This window comes from Polaromonas sp., assembly GCF_012927455.1.
Taxonomy (GTDB): domain Bacteria; phylum Pseudomonadota; class Gammaproteobacteria; order Burkholderiales; family Burkholderiaceae_C; genus Polaromonas.
Window position 1 is genome coordinate 210,828 of the sequence record NZ_JABBPE010000016.1, and the last position, 15,842, is coordinate 226,669.

A 15,842-nucleotide genomic window follows, 5' to 3' on the forward strand; every position below is an offset into this window, starting at 1 on the left:
TGGGCTGGCGCATGGCTAAAGCGTCAACACTTGAGGGGTAAATATGGCTGCAGCCCAATAACCACGGGCGTAAGCAGCTATTAAATACATAGCAATAAACCTGCGCCTAGCCCGCCAGCTCACTCAGGATAGGGCAGTCCGGCCGGTGATTGCCTTGGCAGCAATGCGCCAGCTGCGCCAGGGTTTGCCGCATCGCCTGCATCTCGGCAATGCGCCGCTCCAGGTCGGCCACATGGGCCAACGCGATGCGCTTCACGTCGGCGCTGGCGCGGCGTTTGTCTTGCCACAGCTTGAGCAGTTCGGCGATCTCCGCCATGCTGAAGCCCAGTGCGCGGGCGCGGCGGATAAAGCGCAGGGTGTGGATTTCGCTCTCGCCATATTGCCGGTAACCCGCATCAGTGCGCGGCACGGTGGGCAGCAGGCCGAGCGACTCGTAATGGCGGATCATCTTGGCCGACACCCCTGATTGACTGGCCGCCTGACCAATGTTGAAGAGGCTGGCAGTCATTTCGAGCTGCCTTTCCAGCGGCGCAGCAGCAAGGCGTTCATCACCACGCTGACGCTGCTGAAGGCCATGGCGGCGCCGGCGATTACCGGACTCAGCAGACCAAAAGCTGCCAGCGGAATGCCGACCACGTTGTAGATAAACGCCCAGAACAGGTTTTGCCGGATCTTGGCGTAGGTGCGGCGCGAGATGTCGATGGCGTCGGCCACCAGCGCCGGGTTGCCGCGCATCAGCGTAATGCCGGCCGCGTGCATGGCGACGTCGGTGCCGGTGGCCATGGCAATGCCGACATCGGCGGCGGCCAGCGCGGGTGCGTCATTGATGCCGTCGCCGACCATCGCGACGCGGCCACCTTTGTCCTGCACTTGCGCCTTGAGCTGGCCCACGATGGCTGCCTTGTCTTCGGGCAGCACCTGGAAATGCACGATGTCGATGCCGAGCTGTTTGGCGACGGATTCGGCGCTGCCCTGGTTGTCGCCGGTCACCAGCGCGGTCTGTATGCCCAGCGCGTGCAGGCTGGCCACGGCCGGCGCGGCGCTGGGCTTGAGGGTGTCGCCAAAGGCCAGCAGCCCCAGCAGTTGCGGTGCGCCGCTGACATCGGCCAGCCACGAGACGGTGCGGCCTTCGGCTTCCAGTGCCTGGGCGCGCTCGGCGAATGGGCTGACATCGACTTTCAACTCCTGCATGAAGCGCGGGCTGCCGAGGCGCAACGCGCGCCCTTCGACCTGCGCCGACATGCCGCGTCCGGCGACGGCCCGCAACTGGGTGGCTGGCGCTACGCGGACCTCTTCCTTGAGCGCGAGGGCGGTGACGGCCTTGGCCAGCGGATGTTCACTGCCGGCCTGGATGGCGGCGCTCAGGGCCAGCAGCACAGCGCGCGTCGAGCCGCTGCCGGGTTCGAGCGCGACGACTTCGGGCTTGCCTTCGGTCAGCGTACCGGTCTTGTCGAAGGCGACGATCTTGACCCGGTGCGCCACTTCCAGCGCTTCGGCGTCCTTGATCAGAATGCCGCGTTTGGCCGCCGCCCCGGTGCCCACCATGATGGCCGTGGGCGTGGCCAGCCCCAGCGCGCAAGGGCAGGCAATCACCAGCACGGCGACGGCGTTGAGGATGGCGGCCTCCCAGTTGCCGGTGACCAGACCCCAGCCCAGCACGGTGACGGCGGCGATGCCAATGACGACCGGCACGAACACCGCGCTGACCTGGTCAACCAGCCGCTGTATCGGCGCTTTTTTGGCCTGCGCCGATTCGACCATGCGCACAATGCGCGCCAACGTGGATTCGGCGCCCACCGCCGTGGTGCGCACCACGATCAGGCCTTCGGCATTGACGGCGCCGCCGGTGACGCGGTCGCCCTCGTGCTTGTTGACGGGCAGGCTTTCGCCGGTGATCAGCGATTCATCGACTTGCGTCGCGCCTTCGATGATCTCGCCATCGACCGCGATGCGCTCGCCGGGGCGCACCACGATGAGGTCGCCCACCGCGACCTGCGCCATCGCTATTTCCTCGTCCCGGCCGTTGACGCGGCGGCGCGCGGTTTCAGGCCGCAGCGCATTGAGCGCGCGTATCGCTTCGGTGGTCTGGCCCTTGGCGCGCGCTTCCATCCATTTGCCCAGCAACACCAGCGTGATGACGACCGCTGAAGCCTCAAAATAAAGATGTTCCATGCTGCCCTGCGCCCCATATGCCAGCAGCTGATAGACACTGAGACCGTAGGCGGCCGACGTGCCCAGGGCCACCAGCAAATCCATGTTGCCGGCGCCGGCGCGCACGGCTTTGTAGCCGGCCTTGTAAAAGCGCGCCCCCAGCCAGAATTGCACCGGCGTGGCGAGAAGCCACTGCAGCCAGCCATCCAGCATCCAGTGCTGGCCGAACAGCCCGGCCAGCATGGGCAGCGCCAGTGGCGTCGAGAGCGCCGTCGCCAGCGCCACCGGCCACCAGCTGGCGCCAGATTTTTGCGACTGGCCGGCGGCGGTGTCCAGGCCCTCAGCCTGCAGCGCCCAGGCCCGGTAACCGGCTTTATCAACGGCGGCAATCAGTTGGTCCAGCGTGGCAGCGCCGCCCGAGAGTTTGACTTCTGCCGTCTCGGTGGCCAGATTGACCTCGGCCGACAGCACGCCGGGCACTTGCCTGAGCGCTTTTTCGACACGCGACACGCAAGACGCGCAGGTCATGTCGCCAATTTTCAGGCGCAGCGACTGCTCGCCCACCGCATAGCCGGCTTTTTCCACCGCGTGCTGCAGCGTGGCCAGGCTGACATCGGCGCGCGCCGAGACGCTGGCCTGCTCGGTGGCGAAATTGACGCTGGCCTCACTGACGCCCGCGACTGCGCCCAGCGCTTTCTCGACGCGGGTTACGCACGATGCGCAGGTCATACCGGTTACGGGAAAGCGCCATTCGGTCAGGGCAGCACCCGGTGTTGGCGGTGCTTGCTGGTCTTTTTGACTCAAGGGGGTTGGCAATGTCTGCGTGATGCTCATGCGAACTCCTGGAAAACGAATTGCTGGGGCCGGTCACTTGGCAATAAGCGACATAGCGATAGACGTAGTGTGAACCTTGCCACCATGGCAGGGTCAAGCGCCACGCGAAAAAGCCCGCCAAAGACCCCGGGTTCCGTTCAGGTTTGCCGCCGGGGGATTGACCCTGCCCCCATGGGAACGTTCAAACTGCAGGCCTCAGTCTTTAAGCATTCAAGGAGTCAAACATGGAATTCAACATCCCCGCCATCAGCTGCGGCCATTGCGTCCGCGCCGTCACCGAGGCCGTCAAGCAGGTCGACCCGGACGCACAGGTCGGTGTGGATTTGGAGAGCAAGAAGGTTACGGTGCAGACCACGCGGGAACGTGACGTTGTGGCAGCTGCGCTGGCGGATGCGGGTTACCCGGTGCGGTGACTACTGTTCAATGCGTTTTAAGGCTGCAGCCTAATAAGAGAGGGCTTAGCTAGCTATTAAATTCATAGTAACTCTGAGCTGCTGCGGTTGTTGTGGCTGAGCTTCTCGAGGCCTCGTTGGAGAGTCGTAGCAGCGCCCTTTGCGACCATGCCGGGGGTAGCCCGGCGGCTAGTCACTTTCTATTGCTTCGCCCTTTATCAACTTGACCTCGCGACAGATAAACATAATTCGTTAGCCCTCTATGACCCCGAACGACAAAAAATGGGAGCAGCTTCTTACGCCAGCTATCGCTCGCGAGAAACTGATCTCGGCTTCCATGTACATCACAGCATTCGAATTGCTGAAAGATTCCATCATTGATCGAGTCCGCTCGTTCTACGCAGATAGCTTCGACCAAAATGGGCCAATAGTCGGCCCGGAATACCAAGCAAAAGTGCTTTCTCGAAGCAAGAGCGTTCTGTATGCCTCACTCAATTGGCTTCTAGAAAACGATGCCATAAACAAGCAAGACATTCAGTTATTCGAGAGCATCAAGGCAACTCGAAATTCCATCGCCCACGGCCTGCACACGCTAGTCATTGGGGATGCTGACTTCAAACATATTGAGCGGTTTCAGGAGCTCGTAGCACTGCTACGAAAAATTGAAGTCTGGTGGGTTGTCAGTTTCGAAATTCCGACTAACCCGGACTTCGATGGACAAGAAATTGATGAGAGCGGAATCGTTCCCGGCCCCGTACTGATGCTTCAAATGATGCTGGAAGTGGTTTCCGGGAATGAGGAATTTCTAAACCACTACCGCCAAGCGAGGCCGTGCGCAAAGAACGACGACTAATGGGTACTCCCTCCCCCAGAAGCAGTAAACCGACCGATTGTTTGGCTGCCCGGGAACGCCTGCAGTCGTACACACCATACAAGTAGATACAGAAGCAGAAGCGATAACAGGGATGATTTAGGCTTTTAGCTCTGCTTTCGACACGCATTTCATAGCCGCTGCCCAGACAGCGCGGGCGCAGAATGCTATTTAATCAATAGCAACAACAGCTACCGCTGCCCCGATAGAATCAATCGTCCCATCCTCACGCCGCCTGCCCATGTCTGACCGTCTTGCCGTCCTGCCCCAATACCTGATTCCCAAGCAGGCGCTCACCGTGTTTGCCGGCTATGTGGCAGGACGCGAGCGGGGCTGGCTGACCACTGAAATCATTCGCCGCTTTGTCGCCAAATACCAGGTCAACATGGACGAGGCGCTTGACTCTGACATTGCCCACTACACCACCTTCAACGACTTTTTCACACGCGCCCTCAAGCCCGGTGCGCGGCCTTTGGCTGATGCAGACCTCATTTGCCCGGTTGATGGCGCCATTAGCCAGTTTGGGGCGATTGAGCACGACCAGATTTTTCAGGCCAAGGGCCATCGTTACTCCACCACCGCGATGGTGGGCGGCGATGCCGCGCTGGCCGCACAGTACCAGGACGGCAGCTTCGCCACGCTGTACCTGAGCCCGAAGGACTACCACCGCATTCACATGCCTTGCGATGGCCGTTTGACGCGCATGATTTACGTGCCGGGCGAGCTGTTTTCAGTCAACCCGGTGACGGCGCGCGGTGTGCCCGGCCTGTTCGCGCGCAACGAGCGTGTGGTCTGCGTGTTCGAGGCAGAGCGCGGCCCGTTTGTGCTGGTGCTGGTCGGTGCGACGATTGTCGGCAGCATGGCGACGGTGTGGCATGGCGTGGTCAATCCGCCGCGCGGCAAGCAGGTGCGCGAGTGGGATTATTCGGCGGAGGTAGCGCCCGCCATCGCCCTGAAGCAAGGCGAAGAAATGGGGCGTTTTTTGCTCGGCTCCACCGTCGTCATGCTATTTCCCAAGGGGCCGTTGCACTTCAACCCGACGTGGACGCACGCACGCGGCATACGGCTGGGCGAGGTCATGGCGAACTACGACTGAAGCTCAGGTAACCGCCACCTTGACACCCAGCCGGGCCAGCAGCGCCATGGCGGCGGCAGGCGCCTTTTCTTTGGCGCCATTGATGAAGTAGATGAACACGTCGCGCGGCGCGCCTGCCTCAGCCGGACCCTCCAGGCTGGGCAAGTCGTCAGGCGCGCCGCCTGCCGCCCAGTTGCGCGCGCGTTCGGCCCAGGCGCTAAGGGCCGCTTCATCGTAGCCGCTGGCCAGGCCGGCCTCGCTCAACATCAGCCGGGCATAGACAAAATCGCCGGTGAGGTCGGCAAACGACGGAAATTTGTCAGCATCGGTAAACACGGTGGCCACCTTGTAGCGGCGTGCCAGCGCCAGGAAGGCTTGCGTCATGAAACTCTCGTGCCGCACATCGACCACATGGCGCAGCGCCCGCCCATCAAGCTGCTGCGGCAGCAGCGCCAGAAAGGCTTCAAAGTCCCCTGCCTCAAACACTTTGCCGGGCATGAATTGCCATACGATGGGGCCGAGTTTGTGGCCCAGCTCGCTGATGCCGCTTTCAACAAAGCGCGTGATGGATTCGCCCGCTTCGGCCAGCACGCGGCGGTTGGTCGCGTAGCGCGAGGCCTTGAGCGAAAAGACAAAGTCGGCGGGCGTCTCATCGTGCCATTTTTTGAAGCTGGCCGGTTTCATGGTGCTGTAGTAGGTGCCGTTGACTTCGATGGCGCTGAGCTGGCGGCTGGCGTAGGCCAGTTCCTGACTTTGCGGCAGGCCTTGCGGAAAGAAGTTGTCGCGCCAGGGCGGGTAAGTCCAGCCGCCCACGCCGACGCGGATGCGCGGCGCGGCCTGTGCTTCAGGAGAATGATTTGCAGCGCTGGTCGGGGCGGGCTGTGGGGTCATGACGGGTGCGGTAAAAAACTCGTTCAAACACATGCCCATGAAGGATAGCGGCGTTCGCCACAGGCGTACAGTAGCCGTTGGCCCAGCCTAGCGCTGATGTGTTTTCTGCCCTTCCATCTTCGGAGTCTTTTCATGAACGCCCGACTACCCAGCTCGCAAATTTTGCAAGGTTCGCAACGCGGCACTACCGACGCTACCGGCGCTTCCGACATTGACGCCAGCCCGTTCAACACCGCCCAGGCCCTGTCACAGATCACGGCACAGTGGGACGGCGACATCGTCCAGCAGCTGAGCGACTACATCGCCATTCCGGCCAAATCGCCCATGTTCGACAGCGACTGGGCGCAGCACGGCTACATCGACACCGTGGTGCGCAATGCGGCGGCCTGGGTGGAGGCGCAGAAAGTCGAGGGGCTGACACTGGAAATTGTGCGGCTGGAGGGGCGCACGCCGCTGCTGTTTTTCGAGATTGCGGCCTCGTCAGGCGGTGGACAAGCACATGCCGCAAGGCACGCGGGGCCTGCCCCCTTGCCAGCCGGGGCCGTGGAACCGGCTTTGCCGGGCCACAGGCGCAGCGCCCCCTCGGGGGGCAGCGAACCACGCGAAGCGGGGAGCGTGGGGGCCACAGTCTTGTTCTATGGCCACCTTGACAAGCAGCCCGAATTTACCGGCTGGCGCAGCGACCTGGGCCCGTGGACGCCGAAGTACCAGGACGGCAAACTCTATGGCCGGGGCGGCGCCGACGACGGCTATGCGGTCTACGCCAGCATTGCGGCGGTACAGGCGCTGAAAAGCCAGGGCGTGGCGCACCCGCGCATTGTCGGCATGATTGAAACCTGCGAGGAAAGCGGCTCGCGCGACCTGCTGCCCTATATCAACGCGCTCAAAACGCGGCTTGGCGAGGTTGCGCTGGTGGTGTGCCTGGACTCGGGCGCCGGCAATTACGACCAGCTCTGGCTGACCACCAGCCTGCGCGGCAACGCGGCCGGCGTGCTGAAGGTCGAGGTGCTGACCGAAGGCATCCACTCGGGCGACGCCAGCGGCTTGGTGCCGTCGAGCTTTCGCATCCTGCGCCATCTGCTGGACCGGCTCGAGGACAGCCAGACCGGGCGCCTGCTGCCGCCAAGTTTTCACTGCGAAATTCCTCCGGACCGCCTGGAGCAGGCGCAGGCGACAGCAAAAATTCTGGGTGACGAGATTTACAAACGCTTTCCATGGGCGCACTACGACTGCGAAGGCGCGGGCAGTTTTACCCTGCCGACGACCACCGACCCGGTCGAGGCGATGCTGAACCGCACCTGGCGGCCGACGCTGAGCGTGACCGGCGCCGAGGGTTTTCCGGCACTGAAAGACGCCGGCAATGTGCTGCGCCCTTACAGCGCCTTCAAGCTGTCGCTGCGCTTTCCGCCGCTGATTGACGCCGGCGCCGCAGTGCAGGAACTGAAAGCGCTGCTGGAAGACAACGCGCCTTATCAAGCCAAGGTGACGTTTGAAAGCAGCGGCGGCGCAAGCGGCTGGAACGCGCCGGGCGCCGCGCCTTGGTTTGAAAGCGCCCTCAACGACGCGTCGCAGAGCTTTTTTGGCGCGCCCTGCGGCACCATAGGCCAGGGCGGCACGATCCCGCTGATGGGCATGCTAAGCCAGGGCTTTCCCCAGGCGCAGATGATGGTTTGCGGCGTGCTTGGCCCCAAGAGCAACGCGCACGGCCCCAACGAGTTTTTGCATGTGCCCTACGCCAAGAAGCTGACCGCTGCAGTCGCCCAGGTGATCGCGCGCATGCCGGGCTGAACGCGCGTGCCAGCGCGCTGGCACGCGCGTTCAGCCCGGCATGCGCCCGCGCCGACCGGCTGGTCAACCCGGCGGGCAGCCGCGCCTTTGCAAAAAAAGCGGCGGACTCGCCCGCCGTGAAACCGGGCACGGTCACCAGCCCATGCTTTGACGGGCTCTATCACGAGGTTTTCAACGAGCTGGACGCCGCGCCGGTGCTGGCAGCACTGAAAACCTGGCTGGATGCCAGATTTTTAACAAGAAATGGCTGTAGACCAATGAAATCGGGCACTATTAGCTATTAAATTCATAGCAATCTAAGTTTGCATCAGCGTCCGTCAATGTGTCCGCTGGGCTAATCGCCCTTTCCGCAGGCCGCTCAGCATGCCCATCAAGTCACCGCCATTGCCTAAGCCCTGCTGCGGCGCCTCTCGGGAGGACGTCAGGTGGTTGATCAGCCCCGGCAAAAGCTGCGATAGCTGACCGACCGCTTCGTCGGGGTTCAGTCCCAGCTTGGCGGCAATGTTGGAGACGGTGTTGCTGCCCAGCGCGATGGTGACTTCTTTGCCAGACACCGGCTGACGCGAGCTCGGTCAGCCCGTTGATGGCGATGAAGGTGACGTTGTTGGTGAGAAAAAGCCTGGCAAATGGCTGGCAGCCAGAGGTTGCGGTTCATGGCAGCTGGCCGTTCGAGTCAGGCCCCAATGCGCAAGTTCTCCGTGGATATAGCGCGAACTCTGGGCCCGAAACTGCTGATATTGGTGAGCGTGTCGTTGTGGTGCTGAATCACCTGGGCTGCCGACAAATGCGCGTTGCCCTCCGTGGTGTGCGCGTCCGCTACCAGGACGACCGGGTAACCGAGCGCCAGCGCTCGGCGTGAGGTGGTGTCCACGCAGAACTCGGTATGCATGCCGCAGATGACGAGGTCGGCCACCGCATGGCGCTTCAGGATTTGCTCCAACTCGGTGCGATGAAAAGAATCCGGAGTGGTCTTTCGCATGCGTACGTCTCTTGGCTCAACCTGGAGACCCTGGGCAAGTTGCCATGCAGCCGTTGCAAACTCAAGGTAGCCGGACGTGGACTCGTGCTGTATGAAGATCACAAGGGCACCCGCGGCGCGCGCCTTCCCGGAAACTTGGTTGATGCGGGCGATGACTTGCTGTGACTCAAAAGCGGCGTGCTCGCCTTCGCATAGGCCCTGCTGGACGTCGATGACAAGTAATGCTGTGTTCATGGGTCGACAATCAGGAATATGGGGGTTGTGGAGCTTGCGGCCTCATTGGACCCTGAGCTTGACGGCAAATGCAAGCCGCGAAAATTCAGTCGGCGGTTTTTGGGTTGCTGCCGTAGGCGTTGTCCTGTGCATCGCCTTCCTTGACGGCCCAGTACAGCGCAATGATCCAGCCGACCAGCGGTAGCAGCGCAATCAGCAGCCACCAGCCGCTGCGGCCAATGTCATGGAGCCGGCGCACGCCCACCGTGATGCTGGGCACCAGATGCGCCAGCGCCACCAGTCCGCCAATCAGGCCCAGCCCGACCAGCGCGTCGAGCAGGCCGGCAACAATGGCAATCGCAAGGTAGACCAGAAAATACATCCAGTACTCGGTGCGCCGCGCACGGCCGCTGATGTTGAAATAATTTCTCATCACCTTTAGGTACCAGTTCATGGGGTTCCTTTTGAAATAGGGATTATTCAGGCGGCCGGCTGGTGGTTCAGGCCGGTGTGATCAGGGTCAGCAGCGCCAGGCAGGCCAGCGGCGCGGTTTCGGCGCGCAGGATGCGCGGGCCCAGCGTAACGGGAACAAAACCGCTGGCGAGGGCGGCGGCTTCTTCGGCGGCGCTCAGGCCGCCTTCCGGACCACTCAAAAACGTCAATGCGCCGCTGCTGGCAACGGCCTGGCTGAGCGGGCGGGTGCCGTCTTGCAGCGACAGCAGCAGCCGCGTACCGGCCCCGCTGGCGGGCGTCTGGCCGGTCTTCAGCCAGTCGGCCAGGTTGCTGACGTCGTGAATCAGCGGCAGCCGGTTGCGGCCGCATTGCTCGCACGCGGCGGTGGCGGCGGCGCGCCAGTGCGCCAGCTTCTTGTCGGCGCGCTCGCCTTTGAGGCGCAACACGCTGCGCTCGCTCATCAGGGGCTGGATGCTGGCGGCACCCAGCTCGGTGGCTTTTTCGATCAGCCAGTCCATGCGTTCGTTGGTCGGCATGACCACCGCCAGATGGATGGCGCGGCCGGCTTCGCGCGCGCTGGCACTGTAGGCACCTACGAGGACCTGGACCTCGCTGCGGCCCATGCGCTCGACCGTGGCCTCGAATTCGCCTTCGCTGACGGGTTGGCCACTGCCCTGACCATTACCCTGGCCATTGAACAGCGTGAGGGGCGCGCCGGGCTGCAGACGCAGCACCTGAACATGGCGCGCGGCCTGCTCGGGCAGGCTGACGGAATGGCCGGGCACCAGGGCCATGTCGGCGTAAAAACGCGGATTCATGAACGCGGGCTCATGCGCTCGGCCCGGCTGTAATGGCTTTTTGAAAATGCTATTAAATTAATAGCTGCTTGCGCCCGTGGTATATGGGCTAGAGCCGTATTTAGCATCAAAACGTGTAACCCACTCGGGTTTCGTTGCCTTCGATCTGGTCGAGCAGCACCATCAGCGGCCCGAGCTGGCGGTAGCGCGCGGCGGTGTTGCGCGCGTACTTGATGAAGCGCGGTGTGTCGGCCAGGTATTTGGGCTTGCCGTCGCGCAACGTCAGGCGCGCAAAAATGCCCAGCACCTTGAGGTGGCGCTGCAGGCCCATCCACTCGACGGCACGGTAAAACTCGCCGAAATCATCGCCGACCGGAAGCCCGGCCTTGCGCGCCTTTTGCCAGTAGCGCACGCTGATATCGAGCACGAAATCTTCTTCCCAGGTCAGGAAGGCGTCGCGCATCAGGCTGGCAATGTCGTAGCTGATCGGGCCGTAGACGGCGTCTTGAAAGTCTAGTACCCCCACGCTTCCCACTGCGTGTGGTGCGCTGCCCCCCGAGGGGGCCGCCCCGCCTGCAGTCCGGCGAAGCCGGTCCTGCGGCCGGAACTTGGAGGGGTCGGGAGCCGTCTCCTTTAATCCTGCAGTATGGAAGGCGCCGACCGCCACGGCGCTGCTGCCGCTTTCGCCGGCAGCATTGGACACCATCAAATTGCGGGGCATGAAGTCGCGGTGCACATAAACGCGCGCGCCGCCCAGCGACTGCAGGTTGCTGGCCTTGATCTGCGTGAACATGGCGTTGAGCTTGTCCAGCAGCCCGCCATCGAGTGCCAGGCCGCGGTGCTGGGCGACATACCAATCCGGGAACAGGGCCAGTTCGCGCGACAGCAACGCGTCGTCGTAAGGCGGCAGCACGCCGGGGCGCGAGGCGAGCTGCCAGCGCACCAGGGCATCGACCGCGTCCAGGTAGAGCTCGGTATGGGCGGCGCTGGGCTGGGCGATGGCATCGACGGCAGCCGGCGGCGCGATCAGGTCGAGCATGGTCTGGTTGCCCAGGTCGCTCAGCAGCATGAAGCCGAGCGACTGGTCCCAGGCCAGCACGCGCGGCGCGTTCAGACCGGCTTGCAGCATCAGGCCGGCGACGCGTACGAAAGGCTGGCAGTCTTCTTGGGCCGGTGGTGCGTCCATGATGATGCGGCTGGCTGCGCCGAGGCCTGCAGCGGCGCCAGCATCAATCCTGAAATAGCGGCGAAAGCTGGCATCGGCCGAAGCCAGCCGCAGGCTGCCGGTTTGCAGGTCATGCTGGTGCGCCATGTCGGCCAGCCAGCGGTCAAAGGCACTGGCGCGCGCCGGGTCAGCCCAGACGATGGAAAGAGAAGTGGTCATGGTTGTCGGGCTGCCGCCGGGGCGGGCGCCTGGCGCTGGTTTGGCAAGGTGGGGGTGGGATGGATGGTCATGGATAATCGGGCCTGATTTTACAAACGGGTTATCTCATACAAATGATGCGCCGCGCATCCTCCTCGCCTTTTATTCTTTCCCCGGTCGCCCTGGCCGTCTGCAGATTGGCATTGCTCGCCATGCTGGGACTGGCCTGCGCCGGGATCGGGCGCGCCCAGGCGCAGGCGGCGCCGGCTGACACTGCGCCGCTGCCGGGTTCACCGGCGTCCGCAGCTGCAGCCGCACCGGCGGGTCCGGCCCAGCTCAAAGGCTCGGCCCTGCTGGCCGAGCAGCCCCCCGCTCTGCAGGACAGCCAGCTGCCGACCTTTGTGTTCGGCGACCGGCTCTCGGGACGCCCCGATCTGGAAACCGTGATCGACGGCAACGCCGAGTTGCGCCGCGGCACGACCTCGCTGCGCGCCGACCGTATTGAGTATTACCAGCCCGATGACCTGATGAAAAGCCGCGGCCATGTGCGCATCAACCGCGCCGGCAACCGCTTTGAAGGCCCCGAGCTGGAGCTCAGGCTGGACCGCTTTGAAGGCTTTTTCATCGCGCCCCGTTACCGCTTCCTCAGCAATGGCGGGAATGGCCAGGCCGAGCGCGTTGACTTTGTCGATGACAAGCACTTCACGGCGCGCCGCGTCCGGTACACCACCTGCGAAAGAGACGACGAAGCCAGCTGGAACCCGGCCTGGGACCTGCGCGCCAGCCGTATCGATTTCGATCTGGACAACGACGTCGGCGTGGCCACTGGCGCGGTCGTGCGCTTCAAGAAGGTGCCGATTCTGGCCTTTCCCGTCGTCAGTTTTCCGCTCAGCGACAAGCGCAAGTCGGGTCTGCTGCCGCCCACCTTCGGACTGGGCTCCGTCAACGGCGCGGAATACCGGCAGCCCTATTACTTTGACATTGCGCCCAACCGCGACGCGACCTTCTCACCGGCTATCCTGAGCAAACGCGGCATTGATCTGGCCGGCGAGTTCCGCTACCTGGAGCCGACCTACAAGGGCGAGCTGCGCGCCAATCTGCTGGCGGCCGACAAGCTGCGCAACCGTGACCGCTGGTCTTACAGCCTGCAGCACAGCGGAGCGATCGACAGCGGCATACCCGCCGTGGGCGGCTTCGGCCTGGCTCTCAATTTGAACCGCGTCAGCGACAACGACTACTGGCGCGATTTCCCGCTGCCCGTTGTGAGCGGGCTTTCGTCCTCGCCGCGACTGCTGCCGCAGGACGCCACCCTGTCGTGGGGCAAAGGTTTCTTTTCCTCAACGCTGCGCACGCTGAAGTGGCAAACGCTGCAGGATGCGACGTCGCCCATCGTTCCGCCCTACGACCGGCTGCCTCAGTTGACCGCCGCCTACACGCGGGTGGACGCGCCGCTGGCCGGTTTGGGCAACGGCTTTGACTGGTCGCTTGACAGCGATTTCACGCGGTTTTCCGCCGATAGCGCGCTGACGAACCCGCCGGGCAGCAATCAGCGCAATGGCAACCGCGCCTTCGGCCGGGCACAGGTCAGCCGCCCCTGGCTCTGGCCGGCCGGCTACATCACGCCGAAAGTGCAGCTGCACGCCACCAGCTACCAATTTGAGTCGCCGCTGCCCAATGGCGCGAACTCGGCATCGCGCGTGGTGCCAACCTTCAGCCTGGACAGCGGGCTGCAATTCGAGCGCGACGCCAGCCTGTTTGGCCGCAACCTGACCCAGACGCTGGAACCACGCGCCTTTTATGTGCGCACGCCGTTTCGCGACCAAAGCCAGCTGCCCAACTACGACTCGGGCGCCAACGACTTCAACTTTGCCACGGTGTTCACCGAGAACGCCTTTGTCGGCAACGACCGCATTTCAGACGCCAACCTGCTGACGCTGGGCCTGACCTCGCGCCTGCTCGATCCGGCGACCGGCGCCGAGGCGGTGCGCTTGGGCGTGGCCCAACGCCTGCGCTATGAAGACCAGAAGGTGACCCTGCCCGGCGCCCTGCCGGCGACCGACCGCGTCAGCGACCTGCTGGTCGGCGCGTCGGTCAACTGGGTGCCACAATGGACTTTTGACAGCACCGTGCAATACAACCCGAAGATCAGGCTGTCCGAACGTGCCTCCTACGGCGTGCGCTACAACCCCGGCAACTACCGCACCATCAGTGCCGCGATACGCCGCCAGCGCAATGTCAGCGAGCAGGTGGACATCGGCTGGCAGTGGCCCATTAACGATTTATGGGGCGACAAGGGCCGCGAACTGGGCGCCGGTCAGGGCCAGGGCGGTGGGCGCTACTACAGCGTGGGCCGCCTGAACTACAGCACGCTGGAGAAAAAACTGGTCGACGCAGTCATAGGCGTAGAGTACGACGGCTGCTGCTGGATTGGCCGCGTGGTGCTGCAGCGCACACAAAACAGCGGCACGAGCGTCGGTGCGGCGACCAGAATTTTGTTCCAGCTCGAACTGGTCGGTTTTTCCCGTGTCGGCGCCAGCCCGCTAGAAACCCTCAAGTCCAACGTTCCGCGCTACCAATACCTGCGTGACAACATCATTTCCCCCAGCCGCTTCACCACCTATGACTAACTACCGCTTTTTTACCCGACCTGTGCCGGCCCGCTCACGCACCGCCGCGCTGGCGCTGCTGCTTGCGCTACCCCTGCTGGGGGCGCAGGCGCAAGGACTTAAACCGTCCGGCCTGCTGCGGCTGCCTGATGCGGCCGCCAGCGCGCCTGTGGCGGGGCGCGCCAGCACCGCCACGCAACGGCCGGCTGATTTCATCATCGCCATCGTCAATTCGGAGCCGATCACCAACAACGAACTGCGCACCAAGCTGATTCGCACCGAGCAGCAGATCCTGCAACAGGGCACTGCGCTGGCGCCGCGCAGCGAACTGGTGCCGCAACTGCTGGAGCGCCTGATCAGCGACAAGGCGCAGCTGCAAATGGCGCGCAGCTCGGGCGTGCGTGTGGACGAGAACGCGGTGGAAAACGCGGTGCAGGGCGTCGCCCGACAAAACCAGATCACGGTGGACGAGTTGCGCCGCCGCCTCAAGGCCGACGGGATTGATTACAACCAGTTCCGCGCTGACTTGCGCGACGAACTGCTGGTCAGCCGCCTGCGCCAACGCGAGGTCGAGCCCCGCGCGACCGTGAGCGAGCAGGACATCGATCAGTTTTTACGTGACCAGGAAGGCGGCACCGACCTGTCTTCACTGGCCCTCAATCTGGCCGAGATTCTGGTGGCGGTACCCGAAAACGCCAAACCGGACCAGGTCGCGGCGCTGCAGGCCAAAGCCCAGCAGGTGCTGGAGCGCGCGCGTGCCGGCAGCGACTTCGCGGCGCTGGTCACCGAGTTTTCCAGCTCGGCCAGCCGCAGCAACGGCGGGCAGATGGGCTTGCGCGAGGCGGAGCGTTATCCGCCGCTGTTTGTCGAGGCGACGCAAACACTGCGGGTTGGCGGCTTGGCCGGTCCGGTGCGCAGCGGCGCCGGTTTTCACATCTTGAAGGTGGTCGAAAAAAGGCAGGCTGGCATGCCTGGCCTGGCGGTCACGCAAAGCCACGCGCGCCACATCCTGTTGCGGCTAACGCCCCAGCTGACGGAAGCCGCCGCTGTCGAGAAACTGGCTGGCTTCAAAAAGCGAATCGCGGCCGGCCAGGCTGACTTTGCCGCGCTGGCGCGCGAAAACAGCGAGGATGCATCGGCCAAGGAAGGCGGCGATCTGGGCTGGACCAATCCGGGGGTGTTTGTGCCAGAGTTCGAAAAGGTTATGAACGGCCTGGGCCCCAACCAGATTTCCGACCCGCTGGTATCGCGTTTTGGCGTGCACCTGGTGCAGTTGCTGGAGCGCCGCGAAACCCAGCTGTCGGCGCGTGACCAGCGCGAGATGGCGCGCGGCGTGCTGCGCGAGAAAAAACAGAATGAAGCCTATGCGCTGTGGGCGCAGGAAATACGCGGCCGCGCTTATGTGGAAATGCGCGACGCGCCGCAGTAG

The 15,842-nt window shown here is 63.6% G+C and carries 14 protein-coding genes and 1 pseudogene; 7 read left to right on the forward strand and 8 right to left on the reverse strand.

Annotated elements, in window-relative coordinates; translation table 11 throughout:
• Positions 1-106: 106 nt before the first annotated feature.
• Positions 107-508 carry a Cu(I)-responsive transcriptional regulator gene (cueR, locus tag HHJ18_RS16050; RefSeq protein WP_296916853.1) on the reverse strand — a complete coding sequence of 134 codons (402 nt, stop codon included), beginning with the start codon at positions 506-508 and terminating at the stop codon, positions 107-109.
• Positions 505-2,985, reverse strand: a complete 2,481-nt coding sequence (locus tag HHJ18_RS16055; protein ID WP_296916854.1) for a heavy metal translocating P-type ATPase — start codon at positions 2,983-2,985, stop codon at positions 505-507. The genes cueR and HHJ18_RS16055 overlap by 4 nt, the downstream gene beginning before the upstream one ends.
• A 224-nt stretch (positions 2,986-3,209) precedes the next feature.
• Between HHJ18_RS16055 and HHJ18_RS16060 the strand changes: the two genes are divergently transcribed.
• The 3 genes from HHJ18_RS16060 (at position 3,210) to asd (ending at position 5,344) form a co-directional block, all read left to right on the forward strand.
• Complete coding sequence (locus tag HHJ18_RS16060) at positions 3,210-3,398, forward strand: heavy-metal-associated domain-containing protein (RefSeq protein ID WP_296916855.1); 189 nt, start codon at positions 3,210-3,212, stop codon at positions 3,396-3,398.
• Between the two features lie 241 nt (positions 3,399-3,639).
• Positions 3,640-4,230: a hypothetical protein gene (locus HHJ18_RS16065; RefSeq protein ID WP_296916856.1), complete on the forward strand. Its 591-nt coding sequence runs from the start codon at positions 3,640-3,642 to the stop codon at positions 4,228-4,230.
• A gap of 259 nt (positions 4,231-4,489) precedes the next feature.
• On the forward strand, positions 4,490-5,344 hold the full coding sequence (asd, locus tag HHJ18_RS16070) for an archaetidylserine decarboxylase (RefSeq protein WP_296916857.1): 855 nt from the start codon (positions 4,490-4,492) through the stop codon (positions 5,342-5,344).
• Between the two features lie 3 nt (positions 5,345-5,347).
• Here asd and HHJ18_RS16075 read toward each other — a convergent pair whose 3' ends face one another.
• Positions 5,348-6,214, reverse strand: a complete 867-nt coding sequence (locus tag HHJ18_RS16075; protein WP_296916858.1) for a DUF72 domain-containing protein — start codon at positions 6,212-6,214, stop codon at positions 5,348-5,350.
• A 132-nt stretch (positions 6,215-6,346) separates the two neighbouring features.
• On the opposite strand from HHJ18_RS16075, the gene HHJ18_RS16080 reads away from it, so the two are divergent.
• Complete coding sequence (locus tag HHJ18_RS16080; protein ID WP_296916859.1) at positions 6,347-8,002, forward strand: M20 family metallopeptidase; 1,656 nt, start codon at positions 6,347-6,349, stop codon at positions 8,000-8,002.
• Between the two features lie 53 nt (positions 8,003-8,055).
• Positions 8,056-8,286 (forward strand): annotated as a pseudogene (locus tag HHJ18_RS16085) (hypothetical protein); the annotation flags it as partial.
• A gap of 33 nt (positions 8,287-8,319) precedes the next feature.
• Here the strand turns inward: HHJ18_RS16085 and HHJ18_RS16090 are convergent.
• From HHJ18_RS16090 to HHJ18_RS16110, 5 genes are all read right to left on the reverse strand, one after another.
• Positions 8,320-8,556, reverse strand: coding sequence for a YidB family protein (locus HHJ18_RS16090; RefSeq protein WP_296916860.1), 237 nt, complete (start codon positions 8,554-8,556; stop codon positions 8,320-8,322).
• Positions 8,557-8,675: 119 nt separating this feature from the next.
• Positions 8,676-9,215, reverse strand: coding sequence for a cysteine hydrolase family protein (locus HHJ18_RS16095; protein WP_296916861.1), 540 nt, complete (start codon positions 9,213-9,215; stop codon positions 8,676-8,678).
• 85 nt (positions 9,216-9,300) lie between these two features.
• Positions 9,301-9,648: a DUF805 domain-containing protein gene (locus HHJ18_RS16100; protein WP_296916862.1), complete on the reverse strand. Its 348-nt coding sequence runs from the start codon at positions 9,646-9,648 to the stop codon at positions 9,301-9,303.
• Between the two features lie 46 nt (positions 9,649-9,694).
• Positions 9,695-10,465, reverse strand: coding sequence for a 16S rRNA (uracil(1498)-N(3))-methyltransferase (locus tag HHJ18_RS16105; protein WP_296916863.1), 771 nt, complete (start codon positions 10,463-10,465; stop codon positions 9,695-9,697).
• A gap of 106 nt (positions 10,466-10,571) precedes the next feature.
• On the reverse strand, positions 10,572-11,828 hold the full coding sequence (locus tag HHJ18_RS16110; RefSeq protein WP_296916864.1) for a phosphotransferase: 1,257 nt from the start codon (positions 11,826-11,828) through the stop codon (positions 10,572-10,574).
• A 116-nt stretch (positions 11,829-11,944) separates the two neighbouring features.
• On the opposite strand from HHJ18_RS16110, the gene HHJ18_RS16115 reads away from it, so the two are divergent.
• Both HHJ18_RS16115 and HHJ18_RS16120 read left to right on the forward strand, forming a co-directional pair.
• The gene (locus HHJ18_RS16115; protein ID WP_296917352.1) at positions 11,945-14,434 is read left to right on the forward strand and encodes an LPS-assembly protein LptD; all 2,490 of its coding nucleotides are present in this window, start codon (positions 11,945-11,947) and stop codon (positions 14,432-14,434) included.
• Positions 14,427-15,842, forward strand: a complete 1,416-nt coding sequence (locus tag HHJ18_RS16120) for a peptidylprolyl isomerase (protein WP_296916865.1) — start codon at positions 14,427-14,429, stop codon at positions 15,840-15,842. Before HHJ18_RS16115 ends, HHJ18_RS16120 begins: the two co-directional genes overlap by 8 nt.